9 protein-coding genes are annotated in these 26,981 nt (G+C 44.3%); 4 read left to right on the top strand and 5 right to left on the bottom strand.

All coding sequences use genetic code 11. The features are described from left to right. Positions 1-22 precede the first annotated feature (22 nt). The 3 genes from HDF25_RS13965 to HDF25_RS13955 all read left to right on the top strand — a co-directional run bounded on the left by HDF25_RS13965 (position 23) and on the right by HDF25_RS13955 (position 17,203). Positions 23-14,116 (top strand): Ig-like domain-containing protein, encoded by a 14,094-nt coding sequence (locus HDF25_RS13965; protein WP_184625714.1) that lies wholly within the window; start codon positions 23-25, stop codon positions 14,114-14,116. 101 nt (positions 14,117-14,217) lie between these two features. Further along, positions 14,218-15,195, top strand: a complete 978-nt coding sequence (locus HDF25_RS13960) for a type IX secretion system membrane protein PorP/SprF (protein ID WP_184625713.1) — start codon at positions 14,218-14,220, stop codon at positions 15,193-15,195. Between the two features lie 34 nt (positions 15,196-15,229). Next, positions 15,230-17,203 carry an OmpA family protein gene (locus HDF25_RS13955; protein ID WP_184625711.1) on the top strand — a complete coding sequence of 658 codons (1,974 nt, stop codon included), beginning with the start codon at positions 15,230-15,232 and terminating at the stop codon, positions 17,201-17,203. Between the two features lie 75 nt (positions 17,204-17,278). Here the strand turns inward: HDF25_RS13955 and HDF25_RS13950 are convergent, their stop codons facing one another. Genes HDF25_RS13950 through HDF25_RS13940 form a run of 3 tightly spaced genes read right to left on the bottom strand, consistent with a single transcriptional unit; the run spans position 17,279 to position 23,568 of the window. Continuing rightward, positions 17,279-19,183 carry a SusD/RagB family nutrient-binding outer membrane lipoprotein gene (locus HDF25_RS13950; protein WP_184625709.1) on the bottom strand — a complete coding sequence of 635 codons (1,905 nt, stop codon included), beginning with the start codon at positions 19,181-19,183 and terminating at the stop codon, positions 17,279-17,281. A 13-nt stretch (positions 19,184-19,196) separates the two neighbouring features. Further along, positions 19,197-22,334: a SusC/RagA family TonB-linked outer membrane protein gene (locus HDF25_RS13945; RefSeq protein WP_184625707.1), complete on the bottom strand. Its 3,138-nt coding sequence runs from the start codon at positions 22,332-22,334 to the stop codon at positions 19,197-19,199. Positions 22,335-22,374: 40 nt separating this feature from the next. Next, entirely contained in the window at positions 22,375-23,568 is a 1,194-nt protein-coding gene (locus tag HDF25_RS13940; protein ID WP_184625705.1) for an ROK family protein, read from the bottom strand. 413 nt (positions 23,569-23,981) lie between these two features. Here HDF25_RS13940 and HDF25_RS13935 point away from each other — a divergent pair, with 413 nt between their 5' ends. Next, positions 23,982-24,257, top strand: coding sequence for a hypothetical protein (locus HDF25_RS13935; RefSeq protein ID WP_184625703.1), 276 nt, complete (start codon positions 23,982-23,984; stop codon positions 24,255-24,257). A gap of 17 nt (positions 24,258-24,274) precedes the next feature. Here HDF25_RS13935 and HDF25_RS13930 read toward each other — a convergent pair whose 3' ends face one another. Further along, positions 24,275-26,053 carry a DUF885 domain-containing protein gene (locus HDF25_RS13930; protein ID WP_184625701.1) on the bottom strand — a complete coding sequence of 593 codons (1,779 nt, stop codon included), beginning with the start codon at positions 26,051-26,053 and terminating at the stop codon, positions 24,275-24,277. Between the two features lie 49 nt (positions 26,054-26,102). Continuing rightward, complete coding sequence (locus HDF25_RS13925; protein ID WP_184625698.1) at positions 26,103-26,966, bottom strand: helix-turn-helix domain-containing protein; 864 nt, start codon at positions 26,964-26,966, stop codon at positions 26,103-26,105. Between the last annotated feature and the right edge of the window lie 15 nt (positions 26,967-26,981).

Here is a 26,981-nt window from a genome sequence, read left to right as displayed (position 1 = left end):
CACGCATCAAAAGTTTTACTCTATGAAACTAATCTACAATCTCACGCTCTCCTCCTCATTATTTAAAACACGAAATACACCCGTGGATCAGCCACAATCCCGGAATAATTCAATGTGTATCGACTCTTACGGAGAAGGATCAGAAGATACGCAGTCAAAAAGAGAAATCAGCTTTCATTCCAAATTCCAAAGAGCATGTTTCTTTTTGTTATTTCTGTTTATCAGTCTGCAGGCAAATGCCCAGTTTACGATTACGCAGAGTTTCATGGGGAGTTCGGTTACAGGGATTACTATTGGTGGGAATGCGACCTTAACCTCTGGAGGTGTAGACCCCACAAATCAGGGATGGCTCAGACTTACCCCTGCTGCCCTGACCCAGGCTGGATATGCCTATATCAATCAGTCATTCCCATCTACACTTGGTGTTCTGGCAGATTTTGAATATAAAACCTGGAGACCAACCAATCCTACATTTGGAGGTGCAGACGGAATTGGCGTGTTTTTGTTTGATGCATCAGTACCTTTTAAACTAGGTGCCAACGGCGGTTCATTAGGCTATGCCCCAAGTACAAGTTCAGGTATTACCGGTTTAGGGGGTGGATATATCGGGCTTGGTCTGGATGAGTTTGGTAACTATTCAAGTCCAAATGACGGAAGAAATGGAGGCCCGGGACAAGTACCGAATTCGGTGGTACTGAGGGGACCGACAACTACCAATGCAGCCACTACGAATACCTATCTGGCTGGACTTGATGTAAACGCAACATTCGGACTGCCAATTGGTTACGGAACACTAATTGCAACAAGACCTACAGATGCACAGTTTTACAGAAGAGTCCAGGTACAGATTGTACCTACCGGCGTTCCAAATACCTATATGGTAACTGTAAATTGGACAACTACTCCTAATGGAGCCTTTACACAACTCTTTCAATATACGTTAACCACGCTCACACCTGTACCAGCAAATCTTAAGATAGGATTTGCTTCATCTACGGGTGGTGGTTACAACAACCACGAAATCAGAAATTTAATCGTTACAACTCCTGGAGGAGTAAGGGTACTTAAAAGTGTGGATAAACTGACCGCTAATGTCGGAGATCAGCTAACCTATACAGTTAATGCGACCAACCAGACCCCGGCATACTTACAAGGACTTACCTTTACCGATGCACTGAGTCAGTTCCCTCCTGGTTTTCAGGTTACAAGCGTAACTTTCAATAATAATGGGAATGCCTTAAATACAGCGACAGGATATTCCAATACCAATTTATCGAATATTGCAGTTAACCTGGATGCAAACAGTACAGGAACATTTACCATCGTGGGTAAAATTAATAGCTACCCAAGTGGCGGAACCATCAGTAACACCGCAACTTTTAATGTAGGAACATCTGGTATCACCGATCCCGATCTGACAAATAATACCGCAACAGTTTCAACTACTGTTCTTCAAAACGATCTTTCCATTACTAAAACAGTAAATAACGCTACACCAAGAGTGAACAGTAATGTAGCTTTTACTGTGAAAGTGCTTAACAATGGCCCATTAACAGGTAATAACATCACTGTTAATGATCTTTTACCTGCTGGTTATACTTATATATCAAGCACACCGAGCGTAGGAACTTACAATTCTGCTACCGGAGTCTGGAGTGTTGGTTCACTTACTAATGGTGCAAATGCTACACTGGTAATTAATGCAACAGTACTTGGTACCGGTCCTTATGCAAATACAGCTACAGTAACGGCAGCTGAATACGATCCGGTTCCTGCCAATAATACAGCGACCAATACACCCGTCCCTATTGCACCATACGATCTTGCCGTCGTCAAAACAGCGACACCAGCAACAGCAGTTGCGGGCAGTCCTTTAACCTATACCATCAATCTGACCAACAACGGGCCAAGTCCGATACTGGCAACGGATGTGATCAATGTAACAGATAACCTGCCAGCCGGATTTACAGCTTCTTCTTATGTAGCTGCTCCTGCCGGTACAACTTATAACAGTAGTAACGGTAACTGGACCGGGCTCACGTTAGCATCTGGACAGTCGGCCACTTTGACTATTACCGGAACTGTCAGTGCTACAGCAACAGGCGCGCTGAGTAATACGGCTACTGTATCCACCCCACCCGGCATTACCGACCCGGTGCCAGGTAATAATACTTCTACAATTTCCACAAATATCAGCCGCGTACTCGATCTGGGGGTAACCAAAACTTCTAATCCTACAACGGTAATTGCTGGTCAGACTTTGACTTATACAATTACTTTGACAAATAATGGCCCAACCAGTTTGCTGGCTACCGATGTCGTACCTGTAGTGGATAATTTACCTGCCGGATTTACCGCTACCAGCTATACTGCTGCAAATGGAACTTATACGAGCAGCAACGGAAACTGGACGGGTTTAACTTTAGCCTCAGGACAATCGACTACGTTAACTATTGTTGGCACAACATCTCCGTCTGCGGCAGGTACTTTAAGTAATACCGTAACATTGACACCACCAACGGGAACTACCGACCCCACACCCGGGAATAATACAGCAACAACACCGACAACTGTCAGCAGGCAGATCGATTTTAGTTTAACTAAATCGGCCAGCCCTAAACCAGCTATTGCAGGACAGACTTTAACCTATACTTTAACACTGAAGAATAATGGTATAAGTAGTTTACTGGCCAGCGATATTGTAAGTGTAGTTGATAATCTGCCAGCAGGATTTACGGCTTCGAGCTATACCCCGTCTGCAGGAACTTATACCAGTTCAAACGGAAACTGGACTGGCCTGACTTTAGCCAATGGACAAAGTGCAACCCTGGTTATTGCTGGAACAGTAAACGCAAGCGCTGCTGCCGGTAACCTGACAAATACAGCAACGGTAACTCCACCGACTGGCATCACAGACCCTACGCCTGGAAATAATACAGGAACGGATGTCACAGCGGTAACGAGATCAATGGATTTAGGTGTAAGCAAAACCGCTTCACCAAACCCTGCGGTTACTGGACAAGCCTTAACTTATACCATCACTTTAACCAATAGTGGGCCTAGTGCACTGGTGGCTGCTGATGTTATCCAGGTGGTAGATAATCTGCCAGCAGGATTCACCGCTTCAACCTATACACCAGCTACAGGAACCTATACCAGTTCAAATGGAAACTGGACAGGGCTCACTTTAGCCTCAGGACAAAGCACCACTTTAACCATTGCCGGAACTGTTGCAGCGAATGCCACAGGATCACTCAGCAATACCGTTTCTGTAGTCGTGCCTGCTGGAGTGACTGATCCTACACCAGGAAACAATACTGCAACCATTACCACACCGGTAAGCAGGGTCATTGACCTGGGCGTAACCAAAACTTCGGTCCCTAAACCACCTGTGGCAGGACAAACCGTAACCTATACCATCACCCTGAGCAATAATGGACCTGGTACCCTACTCGCTGCTGATGTGGTTACCTTAACCGATAACCTCCCTGCCGGATTCACTGCCAGCTCTTTTGTCCCTTCGGCAGGTACTTATACCAGCTCTAATGGAAACTGGACAGGACTCACTTTGACCTCAGGACAAACTGCTACACTCACCATTACAGGTACTGTAGCGCCTACTGCCAGTGGTTCACTCAGCAATACCGTGACTGTAGCCCCTCCTACCGGAGTAACCGATCCTACACCAGGAAATAATACAGCAACTGACGTTGGTACCATCAGCAGGGTCATCGATTTTGGTGTTGTCAAAACAGCAAGCCCGACAACAGCTACCGCTGGTAATGCTTTAACTTATACCATTACTTTAACCAATAACGGCCCTAGTACACTCGCCGCTGCTGATGTACTGACCTTAACAGATAACCTGCCCGCTGGATTTAACAATCCAGTATACAGCCCTGCTGCAGGAACCTATACCAGCGCTAATGGAAACTGGACTGGCCTTACTTTGGCCTCCGGACAATCAACTACCTTAACCATTACTGGTACGGTAGCTCCAGGGGCAACAGGTACGCTGACCAATACAGCCACAGTGACCAGCCCTCCGGGAATCACGGATCCTACACCAGGAAACAATACTTCAACAGTCATCACAAACATTACCAGTAAACCAGTACTCACCATCACCAAACTCGGTGCAGCAGGGTTAACTGCAGGTAATGTCGCCTCCTATACCCTCAACATTGCCAATACCGGCAGCAGTAATGCAGTCGGTGCCAGCATCACCGATATAGTCCCTGCCGCTTTAACCAATGTCAGCTGGACAAGTACGGTAGCTGGGGCAGCTGCCATCACTACTGGTGCTACGGGTACAGGAAATAATGTAAGCCTTACCGCCAACATCCCTGCCGGTGCGGCCAATACCATATCGGTAACCATTACTGGTACCGTCAATCCTGGAGCGACCGGAAGTATCAGTAATACCGCCACAGTAACCCCGGCAGAACCTGCCGGAACAGGTAGTAACTCTACAGTCAATTCCAATATCACCAGTACCTCGGGTGTCGTAGTCACTAAAACAGGACCTTCTACGGCCACAGCTGGTAATCAGATTACCTATCAGGTAGCCATATCAAACAATGGACCTAGTAATGCTACTGGTGTACAAATTGCCGATGCAGTACCTGCCACATTATCCAATGTCAGCTGGACCACTCAAGTAGTCGGTACAGCGGCAGTAACTACAGGAGCTACCGGCACAGGAAACAATGTCAACGTTACAGCCAATGTCCCTGCCGGTACTTCCAACAAAGTACTGGTCGTGATCACTGGTACTATTGATCCTGCATTTGCCGGAAACATTACCAACAATGCCATCGCTACACCACAGGAACCTGGTAGTACACCGGTCAATGCACAGGCTGTAACCACAGTCACCAAAGTACCGGCTTTCACCATCACCAAAAGTGGCCAGGCTACAGCATTAGCGGGAAATACCATTGTCTATACCATTACTGCCAAAAACAATGGCCCTTCAAATAGTGTAAACACCGTACTCACCGATGCAGTTCCTGCCGCCATTACTGGGGTCAGCTGGACAGCGACCACTACCGCTGGAACAGCGCTGATCAACAGTGGTGCCACTGGAACAGGCAACGCAATCAATGTCAATGCCAACTTCGCCACTGGAAGTACCATCCAGATTGTCGTTTCTGGTACCATTGCATCCAATGCTTCGGGTACACTCACCAATACCGCAACAGCTACCCCTGCTGAACCAGGAACTACGCCGGTAACCTCGACTGCAGTCAATACAACCATTACCGCGCAGTCGGGTTTAACCATTGTCAAAAGTGTAACTCCTGTAATCAATTCAGGAAATAATGTGACCTATACCGTCACCGTAGGAAATAACGGACCAAGTGATGCCATCGCTGCACATGTTCAGGATGCCATCCCGGCCAGTATCTTAAATACAACCTGGACTTCGGTGGTACAAGGAGCAGCTACCATTACCTCGGGCGCTACAGGTACTGGAAATACACTGGATGCAAGAGCAAACATACCTGCAGGAGCTGCTAATAAAATCATCTTTACCATCACTGGTAAATCTGATCCGGCTCTCAATGGTACCATTTCAAACACCGCTTCGGTAACGGCTACTGAGCCGAACAGCCCTTCCCCCAGCTCAACGGTCAATACCATTGCCAGCAGAACACCAGTAGTCTCGATCACTAAAAATGGGCCTGCAGCTATCAATGCCGGCGAAACTATTACCTATACCCTGAATGTAACCAATACCAGTGCATCCGATGCCTTAAACCTGGCCATCGCTGATGCTGTACCGGCTACCATTACAGGGGTTAACTGGACTGCAACAACCGCTGGAAATGCGCAGGTAACCGGAGCCTTGACAGGTACCGGAAACACCATCAGCATCAATGGTAATGTCGCTGCAGGAACTGGCAATCAGATCACCATTACCGTGACTGGTAAAGTAGCCGCTGGTTTTAGCGGTACACTGACCAATACAGCGACAGTGACACCAGCTGAAACAGGTACCAGTCCTGCATCGGCTACGGCCACAACCAATGTAACCCGTATCCCGGTATTAAGTATTCAGAAAAATGGGCCGGCCTCACTCAGTGCAGGACAGGCCATCACCTATACTATTGCGGTCAAAAACATCAGCCAGGCCAATGCCATTGCATCGGTAATTACGGATGCTATTCCAGCCAGTATCCTCAACCCAAGCTGGACAACCACAACTAGCGGTACTGCCACAGTAACCGCTGGGGCCACAGGTACAGGAAATAATCTCAGTGTAACGGGTAATATTGGTGGAAACAGTACCGATCAGATCCTGATCACCATTACCGGAACAGTAAACCCGGCGGCTACAGCTAATATCAGCAACAGTGCCACAGTCACTCCTGCTGAAACAGGGGCTGTACCACAGACTGCGGGTCCGGTAATTACCACCATCACCAAAACGCCTTCTGTCTCACTTACCAAAATGGGCCCTACAACAGCTAATGCAGGGGAAACCGTGACTTATGTACTCAACGCAGTAAACAATGGTCCATCCAATGCAACCGCACTGGTCATCACTGATGCTGTACCTGCTGCATTAACCAACGTAACCTGGACAGCCGCTGCTTCGGGAACTTCATCAGTTGTTACCGGAACTGGAACAGGCAACAATATCAGTGTAACTGGCAATTTAAATGTGGGTAATACCAACAACATTCAAATTACAGTTACAGGTCAGTTAGGCTCTGCACAGGCAAATACAGTCATCACCAATACCGCGACAGCAACTCCTTCGGAGCCTGGTATCAGTCCGGTAAATTCAAATACAGTAAATACTACTGTTGGAAATAAAAGTGCATTAATCATTAGTAAAACAGGGCCTGCAACAGTAGATGCGGGTGGAAACGTAGTTTATAATCTGACCATATCCAATAATGGGCCAAGTAATGCGTTGGCAGCTGTCATCACAGATCAGGTTGCCGCAGCTTTAACTAATGTAACCTGGACCGCAACAGTAACCGGAACTGCAACTGTGACCAGTACTTCAGGAACAGGTAATGCAGTGAGTGTAACCGGAAGTATTCCTGCGGGTGCAGCTAATCATGTGAATGTGATGATTACCGGCACACTAAATCCTGCTTTCTCAGGAACATCAATCAGTAATGCCGCAACAGTTACACCTTCGGAACCGGGCAATAATCCTGTCACTTCAAATACAGTAACTACCGGAGTAACCAAAACATCTAATCTGGTTATTCTTAAATCTGGTCCCTCAACAGCTGTTGCTGGTCAGCCGGTTACTTATACAATCCAGGTCAGCAATTCAGGCCCGAGTGATGTAACTGGAGCAAGGGTACAGGATGTTATCCCAACCAGTATTTTAGGCCCGTCATGGACAGTAACGGCATCGGGCTCTGCAGGTGCCAATTTATTAAGTGGATCAGGCAATGTAGATCTTCTGGCTAATTTAAAAGCAAACGGACAGGATGCACTGACTATCACAATAACAGGAACTCTTGATCCTTTATTTAATGCCAATGCATCCATTACCAATACGGCAAGTATTACACCGCCTGCAGGAGTTACTAATCCTACTCCTGTAACGAGTACTGTAACAACCACAACTTCAGCTTCGGCTAACGTAAGGATTGTAAAATCAGGACCTGCCAATGTGGGCGCGGGAGAAATGATACAATATGAATTGAGTATCAGTAATGCAGGACCAAGTACCGCAGTAGGAACAGTGATTGTGGACAATCTGCCGGCTGGCGTTCTAAACCCGACATGGACAGTAACTACTTCGGGTGGCGCTACGGCTTCAGTTCCAAATGGAAATGGAAATGTGAATCTGACTGCTAATATACCTTCTGGTACAGGACTGGTTACAGTGATGGTTTCGGGAAATGTAGATCCGGCACTCGCTGATGGCACTTCAATGCCAAATACAGCAACAGCTAACAGTACCGTCCCTGATCCTCAGACATCAAACAATACAGCGGTATTACCTACTACAATCAGCAACAATCCGGATTTCAGAGTATCCAAATCCGGACCTGCAACAGCAAATGTAGGTGATCCGATTTCTTATAGAATTATCGTAACGAATTCAGGTTTGGGTAATATCACCGGTGCAAGTATAAACGATATTGTTCCGGCTGATGTTAGCGTAACAAACTGGACTGCGACTGCACTTTATGCTTCAAAAATAGCTGGTATACCGAATAATGTAGTTACTGGTACAACCAATACGATTAGTATACCATCTGCAGATATAGATGCAGGATCATCTAATGCTATCGAAATTATAGTAAACGGAACCGTGCTTCCTAGTGCAGGAGCCTCATTCACGAACACAGTGACTGTTGTAGCCGGGGCAACACATTCAAGTTCTGTGGTTACCTCTGTTAATAAATCAACAGATCTGCGTGTCGAAAAACAAGGTCCTCAAAGTGTGGCTGCAGGAGATCATATCAGTTATACGTTAAAGGTATTTAACAATGGTACTGTAGATGCGACTGGTTTAACCATTAATGATGTGGTTCCTGCAAGTGTAACGGTGAACAACTGGACAGCAACTGTCGTAGGTACCGCTACCATCACATCCGGCACATCCGGAAACAGTAACACTGTTCAAACCATTGGTAATATCCCTGGTGGTGACAACAGTAATTATATACTGATTACCATCAATGGTACTGTTCCGTCTAATACAGTTGCATCACCTATTATCAATAATGCCAGCCTGGTTCTGCCTGCTGGTTTAGCTGATTATAACTTAGCAAATAATACAGCAACCGTGACAACAACTGTCACTAATAACCCTACACTGCAAGTATCGAAAAGCGGTCCTCAGACTGCTGTAGCTGGTCAGCAGGTACATTATGTGATCCAGGTAAGTAATAACGGACCAAGTGATGCAACAGCGGTTAACATTACTGATCCGCTGCCAGCCCAGTTAATTAATTACACCTGGACAGCTACCAGTTCAGGCACTGCAGCGATCACCTCTACGCCTACTACAGGTACTACAAATCCGGTAGTCACTGCTAATATTCCACAGGGTGCAGGTAATATTATTACTATAAATGTTACCGGTACTGTAGATCCTGCCTTTACAGGCACAATGACCAATACGGCTTCTGCTCAGATTGGCGTGAATCCTGCAGTAACCTCACCTACGGTCAACACAGTAGTCAGCAAGGTTACAGCTATCAGTATCCGTAAATCGGGACCGGCTTCAACCAGCCCTGGTCTGCCAATTACTTATACACTGGAAGTAACCAATGCAGGTCCAAGTAATGCGACTGCAGCGGCCATCACCGATGCGATCCCTGCCATCCTGCAAAATGTAAGCTGGACAGCCAGTGCGCAAAACGGCGCGGCAATCACTACAGGTGCCACCGGAACTGGTAATGCGCTGAATGTCGTAGCCAATATCCCAGGGGCAGTCAATGCAAGGGTACTGATCACCATTACTGGTACCATCCCTTCTTCTGCTACCGCTGATATCGTGAACACGGCCACAGTTACCCCAACAGAACCGGGTAACCCGCCAGTAAATTCCAACCAAGTGACGACCGCTCTGACCAGAACTCCTGGACTTGTACTTGTCAAATCTGGTCCGGCTACTGCCGCCAGCGGTCAACAGATCACTTATACACTGAACCTCAGCAATGCTGGACCTTCGGATGCGGTAAATACAGCCATCTCCGACCTGGTTCCTGCAGCTGTACAAAATGTAACCTGGACAACAACAGCAACAGGTGCCGCAGTGGTCAATTCGGGAGCTACAGGAACAGGAAACCAGATGACTGCCAATGTCAATGTTCCGGTAGGTGCGGCCATCACCGTCACCATTACTGGCACCATTGACCCTACTTTCAATAACACCCTGACCAATCAGGCGGTAGCCACTCCTTCTGAACCTGGAATCACCCCGGTGACCTCGACAGTAAGTACTGTGGTTAAACCGGTGGTCAATCTCTCGATTACCAAATCTGGTCCGGCAACACTATTGGCCGGGCAGGAAATTGATTACCAGATCACGGTCATCAACAGTGGCCCAAGTACTGCCCTCAATGCAGCTATCTCCGATCTGGTACAGGCGGATATTATCAATGTACAATGGACAGCACTGACCACAGGAAATGCGGTACTTACTGGCGCCAGCTCGGGTAATTCAAACACCATAGCAACCAATGCCAATTTAACGACTGCTCCAGGAGATGCGCTGATCATTCAGGTCAAAGGAACAGTCAACCCTGCATTTAATGGTACACTGACCAATACTGCTACTGTAACCCCTACCGAAACAGGAAGTACACCGACAACTACAGTACCAGTGGTCACAGTAGTCAGCAGAAAACCAGTGATTAATATCGTGAAAACTGGTCCGGCTAATGTGGTTGCAGGTGCAGCCATCAATTACCTGATTACAGTCAATAACCAGGGTACCGGGGATGCTATAGGACTGGCCATCTCGGATGTCATTCCTGCTCAGCTTACTGGTATCAACTGGACAGCAACCACCACAGGAACAGCAACCCTGAGTGGAACAACTTCGGGCACCACCAGCAATATCGCCTTAACAGGAAATATACCGGCTGGAGCTGGTAATATCATTACCATCAATGTCAGTGGTATTGTCCCTGCCAACCTCAACACCAGCATCACCAATACGGCTACTGCAACGCCTGCGGAAGCTGGAGTAACGCCGGTGAGTTCTTCAGTGACTACCACTGTCAGCAGGGTACCAATCCTCAACATTACCAAATCTGGTCCTGCTAACGCTACAGCAGGAACAACAGTTCAATATATCATTACTACCGTAAATACAAGTACCAGTGATGCAATCGCGGCTGTCATTACTGATGCTGTGCCAGCCGGACTGACTGGTGTCAGCTGGACAGCCACCGCAGCTGGTACTGCCACGGTAACCAGCGGAACTACAGGAACCGGCAACAATGTGAGTGTAACGGCGAACATCCCAGCGGGAAATGCCAATACCATTACCATTGTAGTTACGGGTTCTTTACCTGCGGGTACAACTGCTGCTATTCAGAATACAGCAACTGTGACCCCGGCAGAACCTGGTACAGTACCACAAACAACTCCACCGGTTAATACAACGGTAGAGGCAGTCACTGACCTGAGTGTAACCAATACCGTTAACCAGGCTTTACAAAAAGTCGGACAGCCAGTGACCTTTACCGTTCAGGTGAAAAACAATGGGCCTAGTAATGCCACTGGGGTTAAAGTCACCGACCTGTTGCCAGCCGGTTACCAGATCACCAGTCAGTCTGCAACAACGGGCACTTATGATCCGGCTTCGGGATTATGGACCATTGGTAACCTGGCTAATGGTGGTACAACCACCTTAACCATCCAGGCTACGCTGATTGTCGGTGGACCTTACCAGACCACAGCAGTGGTATCGGGTAATGAAACAGATCCGTTCTTAACGAATAATACTGCGATTGCAACAGTATCAGTGGTCAACAGTGATCCGGTAGCTAATCCTGATACCAATACTTTATTGGAAGATCAGACTTTAATTGTGACTGCGGCTAATGGTGTTTTAGCAAACGACACCGATGTCGACAATAATACATTGTCAGTCAGCAAATTTACTATCGCTGGAATCGCTGGCGATCAGACACCAGGTAACCCGGTACTGATCGCAGGAGTAGGAACCATCACTCTGGGCAGTGACGGTGGTTATACCTTCGTGCCTGCTCAGGATTATAACGGTCCTGTTCCGGTCATCACTTATACTGTCATTGACGGACAAGGAGGATCTGCAACCAGTACTTTAACATTGACTGTAATACCTGTCAATGATGCACCATCATTTGTCAAAGGGGCAGATCAGACTGTACTACAATACGCAGGTGCACAAACCATTCCGGGATGGGCAACTGCAATCAGTCCGGGACCAGCCAATGAATCCAGTCAACTGGTTAACTTCATCGTCACCAACGCCAATAATGCACTGTTCACTACCCAGCCAGCGATTGCCCCGGATGGTACACTGACCTACACTCCTGCTTTTGGAGCAACGGGAACAGTGACTGTAACGGTCATCCTGAAAGACAATGGTGGAACAGCCAATGGCGGAGTAGATCAATCGGCTCCTCAGACTTTCACCATTACGATAACACCAGGAACACCGGCCATGACTCTGACTAAAGTAGCCAACAACACGGGTACTAAAGCTGGGGATGTCATTACTTATACCATCGTAGCCACCAATACCGGAAACGTCACCTTGAGTAATATTGTGGTCGCAGATCCAGGAGCAGATGCAGGTAGTATTACGCCGGCAAACATTGTGACACTAGCTCCGGGAGCAAGCGCCACAGTCACTGCCAAACATACTTTAACCCAGGCTGACATAGATGGAGGTAAATTCAGCAACCAGGCTAGTGCAAAAGGTACTGATCCTTCAGGTAATCCGGTGGACAAACCGAAATCTGATGATCCGAATACCCCTACCCCTGATGATGCAACAGTAGTTGTCATTACACCGGTTACCTCGATGACCCTGACTAAAGTAGCCAACAATACTGGTAGCAAAGCAGGTGATGTTATTACTTATACCATCGTTGCCACCAATACCGGAAACGTCACTTTAAGTAATATCGTGGTCGCAGATCCGGGAGCAGATGCAGGTAGTATCACACCAGCCAATATTGTCACACTCGCTCCGGGAGCAAGTAGCACAGTAACCGCTAAACATACTTTAACGCAAGGAGACCTGGATGGTGGTACTTACAGCAACCAGGCCAGTGCAAAAGGTACTGATCCTTCAGGTAATCCGGTGGACAAACCGAAATCTGATGATCCGAATACCCCTACCCCTGATGATGCAACGGTGATTGTACTGACTCCAAAACCAGCGGTAACACTCGTAAAAACCGGGGTCATCAGTACAGATAACAATAGCATCACTTATACTTTTGTCGTGCAGAATACAGGCAATGTGACTTTCACAACTGTACTGCTCAATGATGCCAAACTAGGTGTTACCAACCTGCCAGTGAATGTCGGTACTGGTCTTACTCCTGGTGCTTCAGTAACTGTAACCCAGGTGTACACCTTAACCCAGGCAGATAAAAACGCTGGAAATGTAACCAATACTGCCAATGTGAAAGCAACAGCTGCTGGCGGGGCTACGGCAACAGACATTTCAGGTACGGATGCCACTAATGATACACCAACAGTAGTAGCCATCACGCCTTCAGGAGGCCTGTCACTGGTTAAAACAGGGGTATTCAGCGGAAACCAGATCACATATACCTTTACGGTACAAAATCTGGGCAATGTCACCCTGAACCCTGTCACTTTCAGTGATGCCAAACTGGGTATAGTCAACAGAACCATCGATGTTGGTGGAGGACTTCTACCAGGAGCTTCAGCTTCAATCACGCAGCTATATACCTTAACCCAGGCAGATAAAGATGCTGGAAAGGTAACCAATACCGCGATTGCCAAAGCCATCACTCCTTCAGGAGCGACAGTAACCGCCGTCTCTGGTACTGATGCTACCAACACTAACCCAACAGTCATTGTGGTTACCAAATCGCCAGTGGCCAATGATGACCAGGCACAGACCAATGCCAACTCGCCGGTTCGTGTGGATGTACTGGCCAATGATAATCCGGGCTCTTCAAGCTTTGATAAAGCAACGGTTGTAGTCATCACCCAGCCTGCACATGGTAAAGTGATAGTCAACAGTGATGGAACCATTACCTATACGCCGGATCCGGGATATACGGGACCTGACAATTTCACTTATCAGGTACGGGATATGTATGGTTATCTGACTAATGTCGCCAATGTTGCCATCACAGTCAGCTTCTTTGAGATCAAGATCCCGAATCTGTTCACACCTAACGGGGACGGACGCAACGATACTTTTGAAATCAGAGGTCTCGACCAGTACGGTGATAATGAATTAAGCATTGTCAACCGTTGGGGTAATGAAGTCTTCAGACAAAACAATTACCAGAACACCTGGACAGGTGAAGGACTCAATGAAGGTACTTATTACTACCTGTTGAAAGTCAAAGCCAAAGGTGGAAATGGTGACTGGCAGATCTTTAAAGGTTATATCACACTGATCAGAGCCTTCAAGAAATAGCACACCCACCCATGGGCTGAACTTTTCAGCCTGTGGGTTAATAAACAAACCGGAAAAACACAATCAGATTGAAGAGTCGAAACAGAATTAAATTTACCCGTATGAAAAGAAGCTTGTTATTAATAGTGTTGGTTTTCACCCTGCTACTTCCTTCAGAGGTGGTCAAAGCACAACAAGACGCGCAGTTCAGCCAGTATATGTTCAACGGCATCTATATCAATCCTGCCTATGCAGGATATAAAGAGCAATTGAACCTCCATAGTTTTTACCGCAGCCAGTGGACTGGGATTAAAGGGGCTCCAACAACCTTCTCTCTCGCTGTAGATGCGACAGCTAATGATGGTAATGTCGGACTAGCCCTCCAGGTATCGGCCGATAAACTCGGTGCTCAGAGTAACCTGGCCGCTTATGCCAATTATGCCTATCGCCTGAGAATGAACGCTTCGGGAAGTTCAAGACTTGCCTTCGGGGTAGGGATCGGAATGGAACAACTCGGCATAGACGGTTCCATGTTAAATCCCAATGATCCGGAAATCGATCAGCCTACAGGTACCCAAAGTACCATCCTGCCCGATGCCAGAGTCGGGGTATATTATTCCGATGACCGCTATTATGCAGGATTCTCTGCCGATAACCTCATCGCCCAATATATCAATGTAGATCGCTACGCTTTTATTCCTCAACCCAAACCTCATTATTATTTAACCGCAGGTACACTCATCCCTCTGGGACAGGACATCTTATTGAAGCCGTCTTTCCTGTTAAAGGATGACCGTGCTGGCCCGACCAGTCTAGACATTAATGCCTTTGTCCTGTTCATGGACAGGATATGGATCGGGGGCTCTTACCGCACAGGGGTTAAACTCTACAACAAAGACTATCTCCAAAGAGACCTCAGTAACCGTAACTCCGCAGTGGCTGCCATAGAAGTATTCCCAACCAAAACGCTCCGGATTGGTTATGCCTATGATATCTCCATCGGGCCTTTGCAGGGATACAGCAGCGGTACTCATGAAATATCAATCGGTTATTATTTCAATACCAAAAATACCAGAATGAAATCACCTAGGTACTTCTAAAATTTTATCATTTATATTCTAACGCTTCCCATCCATGAGCAGCATCAAATCAATACAGTCAGGGATAATCACAGCAACCATTGTGCTGTCCCTGACTACCATAAAAACAAAGGCACAGTATATCCTGAAGCAGGCTGATCAGCAGTTTGAATTATACAATTATAACCAGGCAGCAGCACTCTATGAGAAGGCTTATCAGAAAAAACAAACCCTCCATGCCGCGACAAGACTGGCCGATACCTATCGCCTGACAGACAATTATCCAAAGGCAGAATCCTGGTATGCCATCGCCTCGGCCATGCCCGAAAGTACACCTGAAAACACCCTCTATTATGCCAGGGCCTTACAAAGCAATGCCAAATATCAGGAGGCTAAAATTCAGTACCAGAAATATGCAAGCTTAAAACCAGGCATCAGCCCACAGCAGCAGCAAATCTGGAGCGCTTCCTGTGATTCGGCAGCCTACTGGACTGCAAACCCCAAACCAGTAACCCTGGTCAATGAAAAAGGGCTTAACAGTACAGATTCAGACTGGGGAGCGGTTGCCTATCAGCAAAGTATTGTATTCACTTCTGACAGAAATTTACCTGCACAGGCTGGAACAATCTACCGCAAACCTTTCCTCAAATTTGACAGCCAGACCAAGTTACCAGATCCTGCTCATTATGGATGGACAGGAAATCAGTACCTGCGCCTGTATCAGAAAAAGGAAGCCGATGATAGCTTAAAGCTTTTCCCAATCAACCCGCAGACCAATTACCATATTGGAGCGGCCACTTTTACTGCGGATGGCAATACCATTTATTTTACCCTCACCAGAATACCAAAAAAAATTATCCGCCAGAAAGGACAACCTGCAACCATTAACCTGGAAGTCTACAGCAGTACCAAAGATGCCAATGGCGTATGGGGCAAACCAGTCCCGTTCAGATACAATAAAGTCAATGAATGGTCGGTCGGTGATCCTTTTATCTCTGCCGATGGAAATACACTCTACTTCGTTTCTTCCATGCCTGGGGGGAAAGGTGGAACAGATATCTACAGCTGCAGCAAAAATGCAGATGGAACCTGGGCAGAGGCAGTCAATCTCGTGGCTTTCAATACCCCTGGCAATGAACGCAGTCCTTTTACCGATCAGCAGGGGAACTTCTATTTCAGCAGTGACGGACTGGTAGGTATGGGTGGACTTGATATTTATAAAGCTGCTAAAACAGCTGCTGGACTGGGAACCCCTGTCAACCTGGGCTACCCGGTCAATTCACCGCAGGATGATTTCGCTTTCAACCTCAGCCTCAAAGGAAATGCACTGATGGCTTCCAATCGTCCGGGAGGAATGGGCAGTGATGATATCTACAGCTTTGCCGCTAAAATGATCCTCGATTTCAAACTCCAGGGTACTGTCTATGACCGCAAAACTAATCAGCCGATTGCTGGGGCAACCATCACCCTGAACAAACAGGGGGGAAATACGCTGACCACACAAACAGACAGCCGTGGTGCTTACAGCTTTGGCTTGGATCAGGAGGCAGATTACACTCTCAAAGCAGAAAAACCTGGTTACAGCTCGGATGGGGCTTCGCTGACAACCATGAACTTAACGACTTCAACAGTCCTGCATAAAGACTTGTTCCTGGAAACACTTGTGCTCAACAAAGCTATTGTCATCAACAATATTTATTATGATTTTGACAAATCCAATATCAGACCTGATGCCGCAAGAGAACTGGATAAACTGGTCTCGACCATGAAAACCAATGAAAACATCGGGGTGGAACTCAGCTCCTTCACCGACAGCAGAGGTAAGGATCAGTACAACCTGTGGTTATCACAAAAAAGAGCCAATTCTGCCGTGCAGTATATCATTTCCAGAGGAATTGACAAAAGCAGGATCACCGGAAAAGGTTATGGCGAAACACAGTTGCTCAATGGCTGTAGCAATGGGGTCAAATGTTCGGATGCAATGCATCAGCTAAACCGCAGAACTGAATTTAAAGTGATCAGACAATAAGCTGATTTAAAATCAAAAAAGGGGTGAATGTTATTGATAACATCCACCCCTTTCCGTTTCGGATATCCCGATAACTTATTTTTTAGCCCACCATAACGGGGTTAAAACAGCATCCTGACCAGCAAGTGCAGAGACTGCCTGGTTATAACCTGATGAATTTGTATTAATCAGACTTGAAGGATATTTTAAACGCTGAGGGAAAAACTTAACACTGCTGGTCATATAAGAACCATCGTTCAATGCAGGCAAAGTAGTTATTGGAAGTTCAATAACCGGATTTTCAAAAAACGGCAATCCTAATCGTCTATGATCATTCCATGCTTCCAATGGCAACCATGGGGTCTGAGCGATAAATTTCTGTGTAATGATTTTTGTTAAATGGTCATTTTTAACTGCTCCGTTTTTATACAGATCATTTTTTGGATAATTTACAGTAACTGTACCTGGTGTACCAGTCATTCCATCTTCATACTTCATCACACGTCCCGCATTGGGTTCGGTAGTATGTGTCCAGCTTACAGATGTTCCAACTCTGTTGTAATCCTGAGATGTTATATAAGATCCCATAGATACACCCCAGTAATCAAAGCTTTTAGCAATACCAGTTTCGTAAGCAGCTTGTGCGCCCATTGGAGAATTCCATCCGCGTTCAGCACCTTCTGCCAGTAAAAAGTAAGTTTCCCAAGGTCCGAAGAATAATCTTTTTTGGGTGCTGTTTCTAAACTGCATATTGATACGTGGCATAGTCCCTCCATAATTAACCAATTGGTTCATCTGGTCTTTCTGTCCCCAGTTTCCATCAGTCTTCGCATTCCAGGTATATTTAGCATCAACCGTTTTAACTGTTGCTCCGTTAGCATCTTTCAGCAACCTTGAAGTCACTGTATCATAATTACCATTTTGGTTCGGATAGTTTGGATTGGTCAGATCACCAGGGATACTGAACAATACAAAAGCACGTGGATCGATTGTAAACGGTAAACCATTAAACCAGTATCCCGCAGCAGGATCATTTGTTTTAGTAGCAAATTGATCAGGGTAACGTTGGCCTAACCAGTCGGCAGATTTAATAAAGGGCTGAAAATCGGCACCTAATTGATCCTGTGTTTTTACACCTCCAAGACCAACAAAAAGATTGTTCAAAGTCGCTGATAAAGGTTGTGTATCCCATGGACGGCTCATCACACCACTTAAGGCACTCCAGCCATCTTTTTCCTGTACCTGGAAACTCTGATCTTTTGTTGTGATAAAGTTATTAGTCGCAGCTGCAGCCTCAAACTCAGCCTGAGCTTTTGCAGGATCAACTTCAGACAACCTCATGGCCAGACGTAAACGCATGGAATTGGCATATCTCTGCCAGTTGGCGTAATTATAGGCATAAGAAGGATCTAATTTTACTAAATCTGCTGTATTCACGACAGAAAGATCCAGTTTTGAACTTGCGTCTTTCAACTCATCCAGTAAATAATAATATACGGTCTTTACGTCCGAAAAGTCTGGATTTGTATTTTCAAAAGCTTTAACCGGAATCGGACCAAAATTATCAGACATCTCGCTCATTAAATAAGCTCTCCATATACGGGCTACCTGAATCAGGTTTTTGGTATAAGGCTGAGCTTTACCAGCTGCAATTTGCTGATTACCTATCTGTATAGCTGTATTCGCATAATTTAACCAGGTCGATACCTGATTGTAATAGGAACTTGTCCATCCGTCGTCATAATTAGCGACAGAGATTGCTCCGCCATCCACATCAGCTGCCTGATGTCCGGCTGGTTTCCAATAAAGCACAAAGGATCTCTCGGCAACATCCGGATCCATCTGCGCCGAAATAATGGAGTTATTTATAAAATATTCAACCTGAACCTGGTCGCCATTGGCAGCAGTCTGGCTGGTATTGATCTGATCAATTTTCTTACATGATCCCACGAACATTGCAGCAGCAATAAGGGCACATGATTTTGATAATATATGTTTCATCGTAATAGAAAGATTAAAAGCCTAAGGTTAAATTAAAGGAAACGGTACGTGTGGTAGGTGCGCTGGAGTTCTCAAACCCTACAGCATTAGTTCCGGTAGCAAAAACCGATTCAGGGTCAATACCGTTCATATGGCTGCTGATTAACCAGACGTTATTACAAGACACCCCAATTTTTGCTCTCTGAATAGGAGTTTTAGCCAAAAGTTTTGGAGATAAATTGTAGCTCAGATTTATATTTCTGATTCTGATATTAGAAGCATCATAAAGGTTGGCTTCTGTAATACCCAGGTTACCGGTACCCACAGCCGACCAGTATTGTTGCGGAGTTACCGCTTTTGTATTTTTCACGTATTGGTTTGTTGCCGGATCAAGGATAACCCCCGCAGCAACCATATTGTCTCTTGAACCATTAACTACAGTATTATTAGCTGTGCCGCTTTTCTGCATGGCTAACAATGTGGTTGAGAAAATCTTTCCACCAAAACGCCCGTCAACCAGGAAGGAAAGATTAAACCCTTTGTAACTGAATGTATTGGTAATACCAACCAGTGCATTTGCCTGTTGATTTCCTAATTTCACATTCTGATCACCCTTTTGTGGCAAACCATTGGCATCTAATAAAATCTGGCCATTGTATGGACTGCTGGCGTCAGTCACACGCAAAAATTTACTACCATAAATCTCTCCATACTTCTGTCCTTCTACTGCCAGAATTTTAACATCATCAAAACCAGCCAGAGAATACTGTGGAATACCAGGGCTCAAAGATTTCACGGTGTTATTATTGTGTGAATAGTTTAATGCTACATTCCAGTTCAATGAATTTGGATTATCCAGGATATGTGCATCTACCATCAGTTCAACACCAGTATTCTGGATATTTCCTGAATTAACTTTCACAGCTTTATAACCACTCAAAGGATCCAATGGAATATCAATCAATTGATTTGTAGCATTTGACTTATATACTGACAAATCAAAACCTACCCGGCTTTTAAAGAAACGCATCTCTGCTCCTGCCTCATAAGATTTAATCAACTCATTTTTCACATCAGGATTGTATAGCACGTCATTTCTCGAAGCTATAGGGTTTCCATTCGGATCTTTATTGATAACGTAAGTATTGTATAACTGATAAGGAGCCATGTCGTTACCTACCGTAGCAGCAGATGCTCTCAGTTTGGCATAACTTATCCATGAAGGTAACTCTTTACCCATTTTGCTGAACATTTCTGTAATCACGTACGAAAAGCTCACTGAAGGATAAAAATAAGAGTTCTTACCAGGAGCTAAAGTAGAGGTCTTATCATTCCTGAAAGTTCCGTCCACGAATAAATAGCCGTCCCAGTTTGCCTGTACGGTACCATACACAGAATTGATCTTTTTCTTATTCAAAATCTGTCCGATAGTCGCTGGATTTTTACCATTATTTAAAGAGAAGAAATTCGGCACAGTCATATCACCTGTGTTTGCACTTAAAGCACTTAACTGTTGTGACATCGCATTAGCACCAACACTGAAGGCTCCACCCAGACGACCAAAGATATTATCTTTGTGCCCGTTAACTAATGCACTGAAATTTGTTTCTGTAAAAGACTGTTTACTCAAACTGTAACGGCCTGTTGTTGACGAAGGACTACCTGCATAAAGTTTCTCTTCGGCTGTAGTACTATACTTATCAGCTCCTGCTTTTACTTCAGCATTTAACCAGCTATTGAAATTGTATTTTAACGACCCGTTCATGATATATCTGTCTCTGACATCCTGATTAAGGTTATACTGCCTTGCCCAGTATGGATTGAGCTGCGTACTTGTCGGACTGTACCAGATCATTTTGTTGTTGCCATCGACAGCAGGATTAAATTGCGTGATATCTAATGATCTTGGAAAATTGTATAATGTAGAAAAGATGTTACTTGAATTAGAACCGCCTGCAGGCCTGTTCATGGCATTAGAATTACTGTATTGTATCTTCGTATCTGTCTGCCATCTGTCACCTTCACCGAATTTAGTTGTTGCCCTGGCCATCAGGTTTGTCCGCTGTAATTCAGCCCCTGGAATAATCCCCTTATCATCTAAACGGTTAAAAGAAGTATAAACCGAAGTAGACTTAACCTGTTGTTGAAATGCTACACTTTGATTTGAACTTATCCCGGTATTCAGATAATCATTGATGTTATTATAGGTTTTCATAGGAGACTGGGTACCATTCCAGTTGGTTACGGTCTGACCAGCAACTTTAGGTCCCCAGCTCGAACCTGACAAAGGATCGAATATATTATTTGAGCCCTGTCCAAAATCACTTTGCGCTTTTGGATTTGTGAAAACACTTTCAATACCTAAAGTTGAAGAAACAGTTATGCCTAATCCTTTCTGGGCTTTTCCGCTTTTAGTAGTAACCAGAATTACTCCGTTACCTGCTCTTGAACCATAAAGTGCTGATGCCGCTGGCCCTTTCAGTACAGACATACTTTCAATATCCTCAGGGTTGATATCGGAAAGACCATTTCCCATATCCAGAGAAGGATTGAAAAAATCACTGTTTTGTTTACCTGAGAAATTATCAATTGCTCCGGTGAAATTATTCAAAGGCACTCCATCAACCACAATCAGCGGCTGGTTATCACCAGTCAAAGAGTTATTTCCTCTTAAGTTGATTTTTGAAGAACCTGCCGGCCCATTACTGGAACGGATAACCTGCAAACCTGAAACTTTACCAGAAAGCGTATTGGCCAGGTTTGGTTCTCTGGCTTCAACCAAAGATTCTCCTTTAACTTCCTGCACAGCATAACCAAGAGATTTTTTTTCTCTCTTAATACCTAATGCAGTAACGACAACTTCTGTCAGATTTTTATTATCATCCTGCAAAACGATGTTTAAAGTAGCCGATGAGCCTACCGGAACTTCCTGCATCTTGTATCCGATATAACGAAATACCAAAGTACCTCCTTCGGGAACCGAAATAGAGAATTTACCATTGCCATCGGTACTGGTACCTTTATTTGTACCTTTTACAAGTATACTCACTGCAGGCACCGGGGTACCCGTAGCATCCTGTACCTTTCCGGATACAGTTTTTTGTGCATAAGCGGTTATTGTCAGCAATGTTAACAATAAAACACTTAAACATCTGGAGTAGATTTTTTTCATGCTTGATTAGATTTATATATTAAATTGGTTTGTTTGCTTATTAAAATTCGAACTGGCTATTTTCAATGACCAGACTTGCCGCAGCCAGCAACTCAGCATTCACCGCCAGTTCTGACAATACAATGGAAGTCTGATCTGCCATCCGGGGAATACAAAATTCATTGATCGCCTGTTGTATGGGAGGTAACAGAATTTTTCCGGCCATCGCTCCGCGACCACTCAATACAATACATTCAGGATTCATAATATGGATTAAAGTAGCTAGCCCTTTTCCAAGTAAAAAGGCTGCATCAGAAAGAATAGAAACAGCAAGTGGATCATGATTACTTGCGGCTTCAAGGAAAAGCTCCCCGATATCTTTGCTTTTGTCTTTAAAAAGAGTGGTCATACTGGATGCTGCCCCTCCTTCGATCTCTGCTATCGCTCTCTGAGTCATGACCAGTAATGAAGTTTCTACTTCCAGACAGCCCCTTTTGCCACAGGAGCAAAGGTTATTGGTATTTGATAATGGAATATGACTGAATTCTCCGGCATAACCACTGCTTCCCCTGTAAAGCTGTCCGTTGACAATCATACCTAGTCCGGTACCCCAGCCAATATTGGCAACCAGCACATCTTTCATCCCCTTTGCCGCACCAAAATGCCATTCGGCCAATGCGATCAGGCTAGAATCATTGTCAATAAATACTGGTAAATCTAATTCAGCAGTTAAATATTGTTGCAGGTTCTGCCCGTTTTCGGGTTTCAGATAGGAATGATTAATCCCTTCTTCAATATTAATGAATCCTGGCATGCCCAGACCTACACCTAAAAGGTTTTTTCTTTGAATGCCAGCTAATAACAGGTTTTCTTTTATAAAATCAACCAGTTTGGACACCCCATATTTATCTTCAGCAATGATAAGATGAACTGATTTTACAGGCACAACCATTTGATGCGCTAAATCATAAATAACCATACGGGTTATCAACTGATCCATGGCTATGGAAACGATGTACTTCTGGTTGTCCGGATTGAGTAGAAATTGTGATGCTCTTCTGCCGCCTGTTGATGGAGCAAGACCTTGTTCAACGATATAACCTTCTGTAATGAGATTGTTTACGACTTTAGTAACCAGTGGTAAACTTTTGTTAGTTAACCTGCTCAGTTCAGTTAAGGAAAGCGGATGTTTATAGTATAGTTGTCTGATTATATCTGCCCTTAAGAGTTTACTCTTCTCGATGATCACGGTCATTATTCTGGTTAGGCGTCAAACTTAATAAATAATATTATTATAAACAGAATACTTTTTAATATTATTTTAAAGTACACAATAGTTAAAAAATATTATGAAATGTATTTATCCATGACAAAGAGCTATTATTAAAAAAAGAAAAAATAAATTGCCCTCAGAAGAGTAATTTTAACCTTATTGATAAGGAAGGCGTTTTTCAGTTTCATCTTCCGCAACAAATCGCAGAATATCATCGTTAATAATTAAAACGATTTTAGAAAAACACTAGTGCCAATTGTTCAATTGTCCGTTAACGCTGAAGAACAAAGCCAGACAATTACAATAAGAAAAGATGAATGATCAGCAAATCGTCTGATCTGAATGATTTTTGAGACGTATAGAGAATCAATTAGCTTAAAACCAAATACACCTATATGATTTATTATAAAGTTTCACTGTATGGAGAAAGTTTCCAGGTAAAAAAACTATCACCTAATCTTTCCTTCTACAGGATAATACACAAACACGGCATTCTGGAAATATTTAAGAACAGGTCATCAGGAAAATGGTCTATATTATTCCGATCCAATCCTGATGACCTGATTCCGGCCTCTTTTATAGGGCCGGAAATTGAAAGATCTTATCAGACAAGCCTGCAATATAAGCTTGCCCGGGGAAGTTTCTCTTCCCTGGTCAGAATATTCTCCTAACTAGGGAAAAATTACTATTATTTTACTGTTGCAGCCCAGGCATCCATTTTTGCTTCAAAAACACTTAATGGTAAAGACCCGTCTTTAAGCACCTGATGATGGAACTCGGCCAGCTTAAATTTAGGTCCTAATTCTTTCTCGTATCTTGTACGTAATTCACGGATTTTCATTGCCCCGGTTTTATAACCCAATGCTTGTGCAGGCATTCCCATATAGCGTTCAATTTCGGCTGTTGCCCCATGCTCGTCGATTGCCTCATTATCCATCATATATTTAATGGCCTGTTCCCTGGTCATATTTTTAGTATGTATGGCCACATCTACAACCAGACGGATAGCCCGGTGCATTTCGTCACCCAAAGCACCCATATACTGGTATGGATCTGTATAAAGTCCTAATTCCTTACCTAAAGATTCACAATATAAAGCCCAGCCTTCTACGTAGGCATTGTGCATACCAAAACGACGGAATTTAGGCAAATTAGTATTTTCCTGAGTCAATGAAATCTGATAATGATGTCCGGGGATGGCTTCATGAAGGAACAGAGATTCCATACCAGAAGTTGTATTGAATTTGGTAGCATCCAATATAGGCACATAAAAAATACCAGGACGTTTACCATCCGCAGATCCCTGATTATATTCAGCACTTGCTGATGCTGCACGGAAAGCCTCGGTCTGACGGATTTCAAATGGTGTTTTTGGAACTGTTGTAAACATCTTTTTCAGATTCGGTTCCATCCGTTTATGAATGTTATCGAATGCAGCGAGAATCTCAGCAGGCTTTTTATAAGGCATGAATTTAGGATCGGTTTTCATATATTCAAAAAACGCCTTCAAATCACCTTTAAAACCTGTCGTATTTTTAACGCTGTCCATTAACGAATGAATTCTTGCTACCTCTTTCAAACCAGTCTGATAAATCTCTTCCGGTGTTTTAGTAGTTGTGGTCTGTTGTTTCACTAAATAGGTATACATCGCAGTCCCGCCAGGTAAAGAAGAAAAACCTGAAGTTGTTCTCGCCTTTGGCAGATATTCATTTTTCAGAAAATCCCCCAGTTTTTTATAGGTAGGAACAATCACGGTTAGTATTGACTTACGGTAAGCCTCTGTCAGTCTTTTTTTGTCTGCTACCGAAAATTCTTTTGGCATTTGATTAACCGGACCGTAGAACAAGCTCTTTGCAGGATCAGTGACAACCATCCCCAGCATTTGCGGATACATTTTCACAACCAGCGCTTTAGGCAATACAATACCGGATGCAATTCCCTTTTTAAAATTCCCGATTGCTGTATCAGCCCAGACAGAAAATGCATTAATACGCTTCAACCAGTCTTCATAATCCTTAACCGTTTTAAAAGGCTGTGCCCCGGTACCGGATCCAAATTGACCAATCGTTAATGGTAACGCAGTCATCTGATTAAAAGGGAGATATTCAAAGTGATAGTTAAGCCCTTCCAATCCTACCTCCAATTGATCTTTCAATACATCAAAAGATAATCTGTCATTTTCATCCAGCTGCTCGCGGTTATATTTACCCAGGCTATCCAGATATTGTTTGTAAAAACTTTTAGTAGTATTCAGATAAGCCACCGACCCATCGTTAGGTAGCTCGCCATTATATCTGTTATCTCCCGAATAAGTGGCAGAAATTGGATTTAATTTTAAATAATCTTCGTAATACTGATCGCAGAGTTTGCTGAATTTAGCATTCCCGTTAGCATGGTTTTTCTTGTCTTCCTGTTTACAGGCAACAATAGTGCTGACGAACAGAAGGGCAAAGGCTATTCTTTTCATAAATTTTTTAGTTTAGAAAATAAAGCTAGTGAATATTATCCTATTCTGTCTATTCAATCAGTGTATTGAACAGCGACTCCATATGGATTCTGGCCTGTTTCTGAAATTCTTCGGGAGATACACCCGCTTGTTTTTTAAAGAACCGGCTAAAGTATGGGCGATCGGTAAACCCCAGGCTATAAGCAATCTCTTTAAGGGTATTTTCACTATGTATAATTTGTCGCTTTGCCTCCAGAATCACCCTGTCATGAATAAGCTGCACGACTGTTTTATCCAGTTTAGATTTTAAAATCTGGTTTAAACGTTTAGCACTTAAACCCAGCTCTCCGGCATAAAATTCAGCATTCCGTTCCTGCTGATAGTTTTCTTCAAGCAGCAGCATAAATTCATATACTCTTTTCTGATTGACATCATGAGTGGTAAAAACATGTTCTTTAATGCGGATCAGTTTCAACAGGAATACTTTCAGTAAAGCCTTTAAAATCAAAAAACTATTACTTTGTGTTTGATACTCCTCTTCCAGCAAAGGATAGATTTTATTCAGTTCGGCAGCACTATCAACAGCAAGGGGCAAACAGGAAAACTCTCCCTGTATATTGAAAATCTTAAAAAGGTCAAGATAAAATTCCTTGTCCTGGTCATCCAGAAAATCTCTTTTAAAAGATAGCAGAATACCATTTTTACCTGCTTTATTTAGCTGATGGACGCGATATGGGGGAATAAGATAAATCCAGTCCCCACGCTCCGATTTCTCTTCATCCCCGGCCAGGTGTAATGGAAATTCATCCTGTAACCAGACAATTTCAAAGAAATCCTTTCTTCCGGGATCGTTCAGGTAACTTGGAGGGCAGTTCTCCAGGTTTCTGATATAAATCAATGACTTTTCTAATCCAGGGCTCGCGTTCTCATTCATCAATTCAAAGATATG

Source organism: Pedobacter cryoconitis (assembly GCF_014207135.1).
GTDB lineage: Bacteria > Bacteroidota > Bacteroidia > Sphingobacteriales > Sphingobacteriaceae > Pedobacter > Pedobacter cryoconitis_D.
The sequence above is the reverse complement of the archived record's forward strand: the minus strand, read 5'-3'. Positions and strand labels throughout refer to the sequence as shown.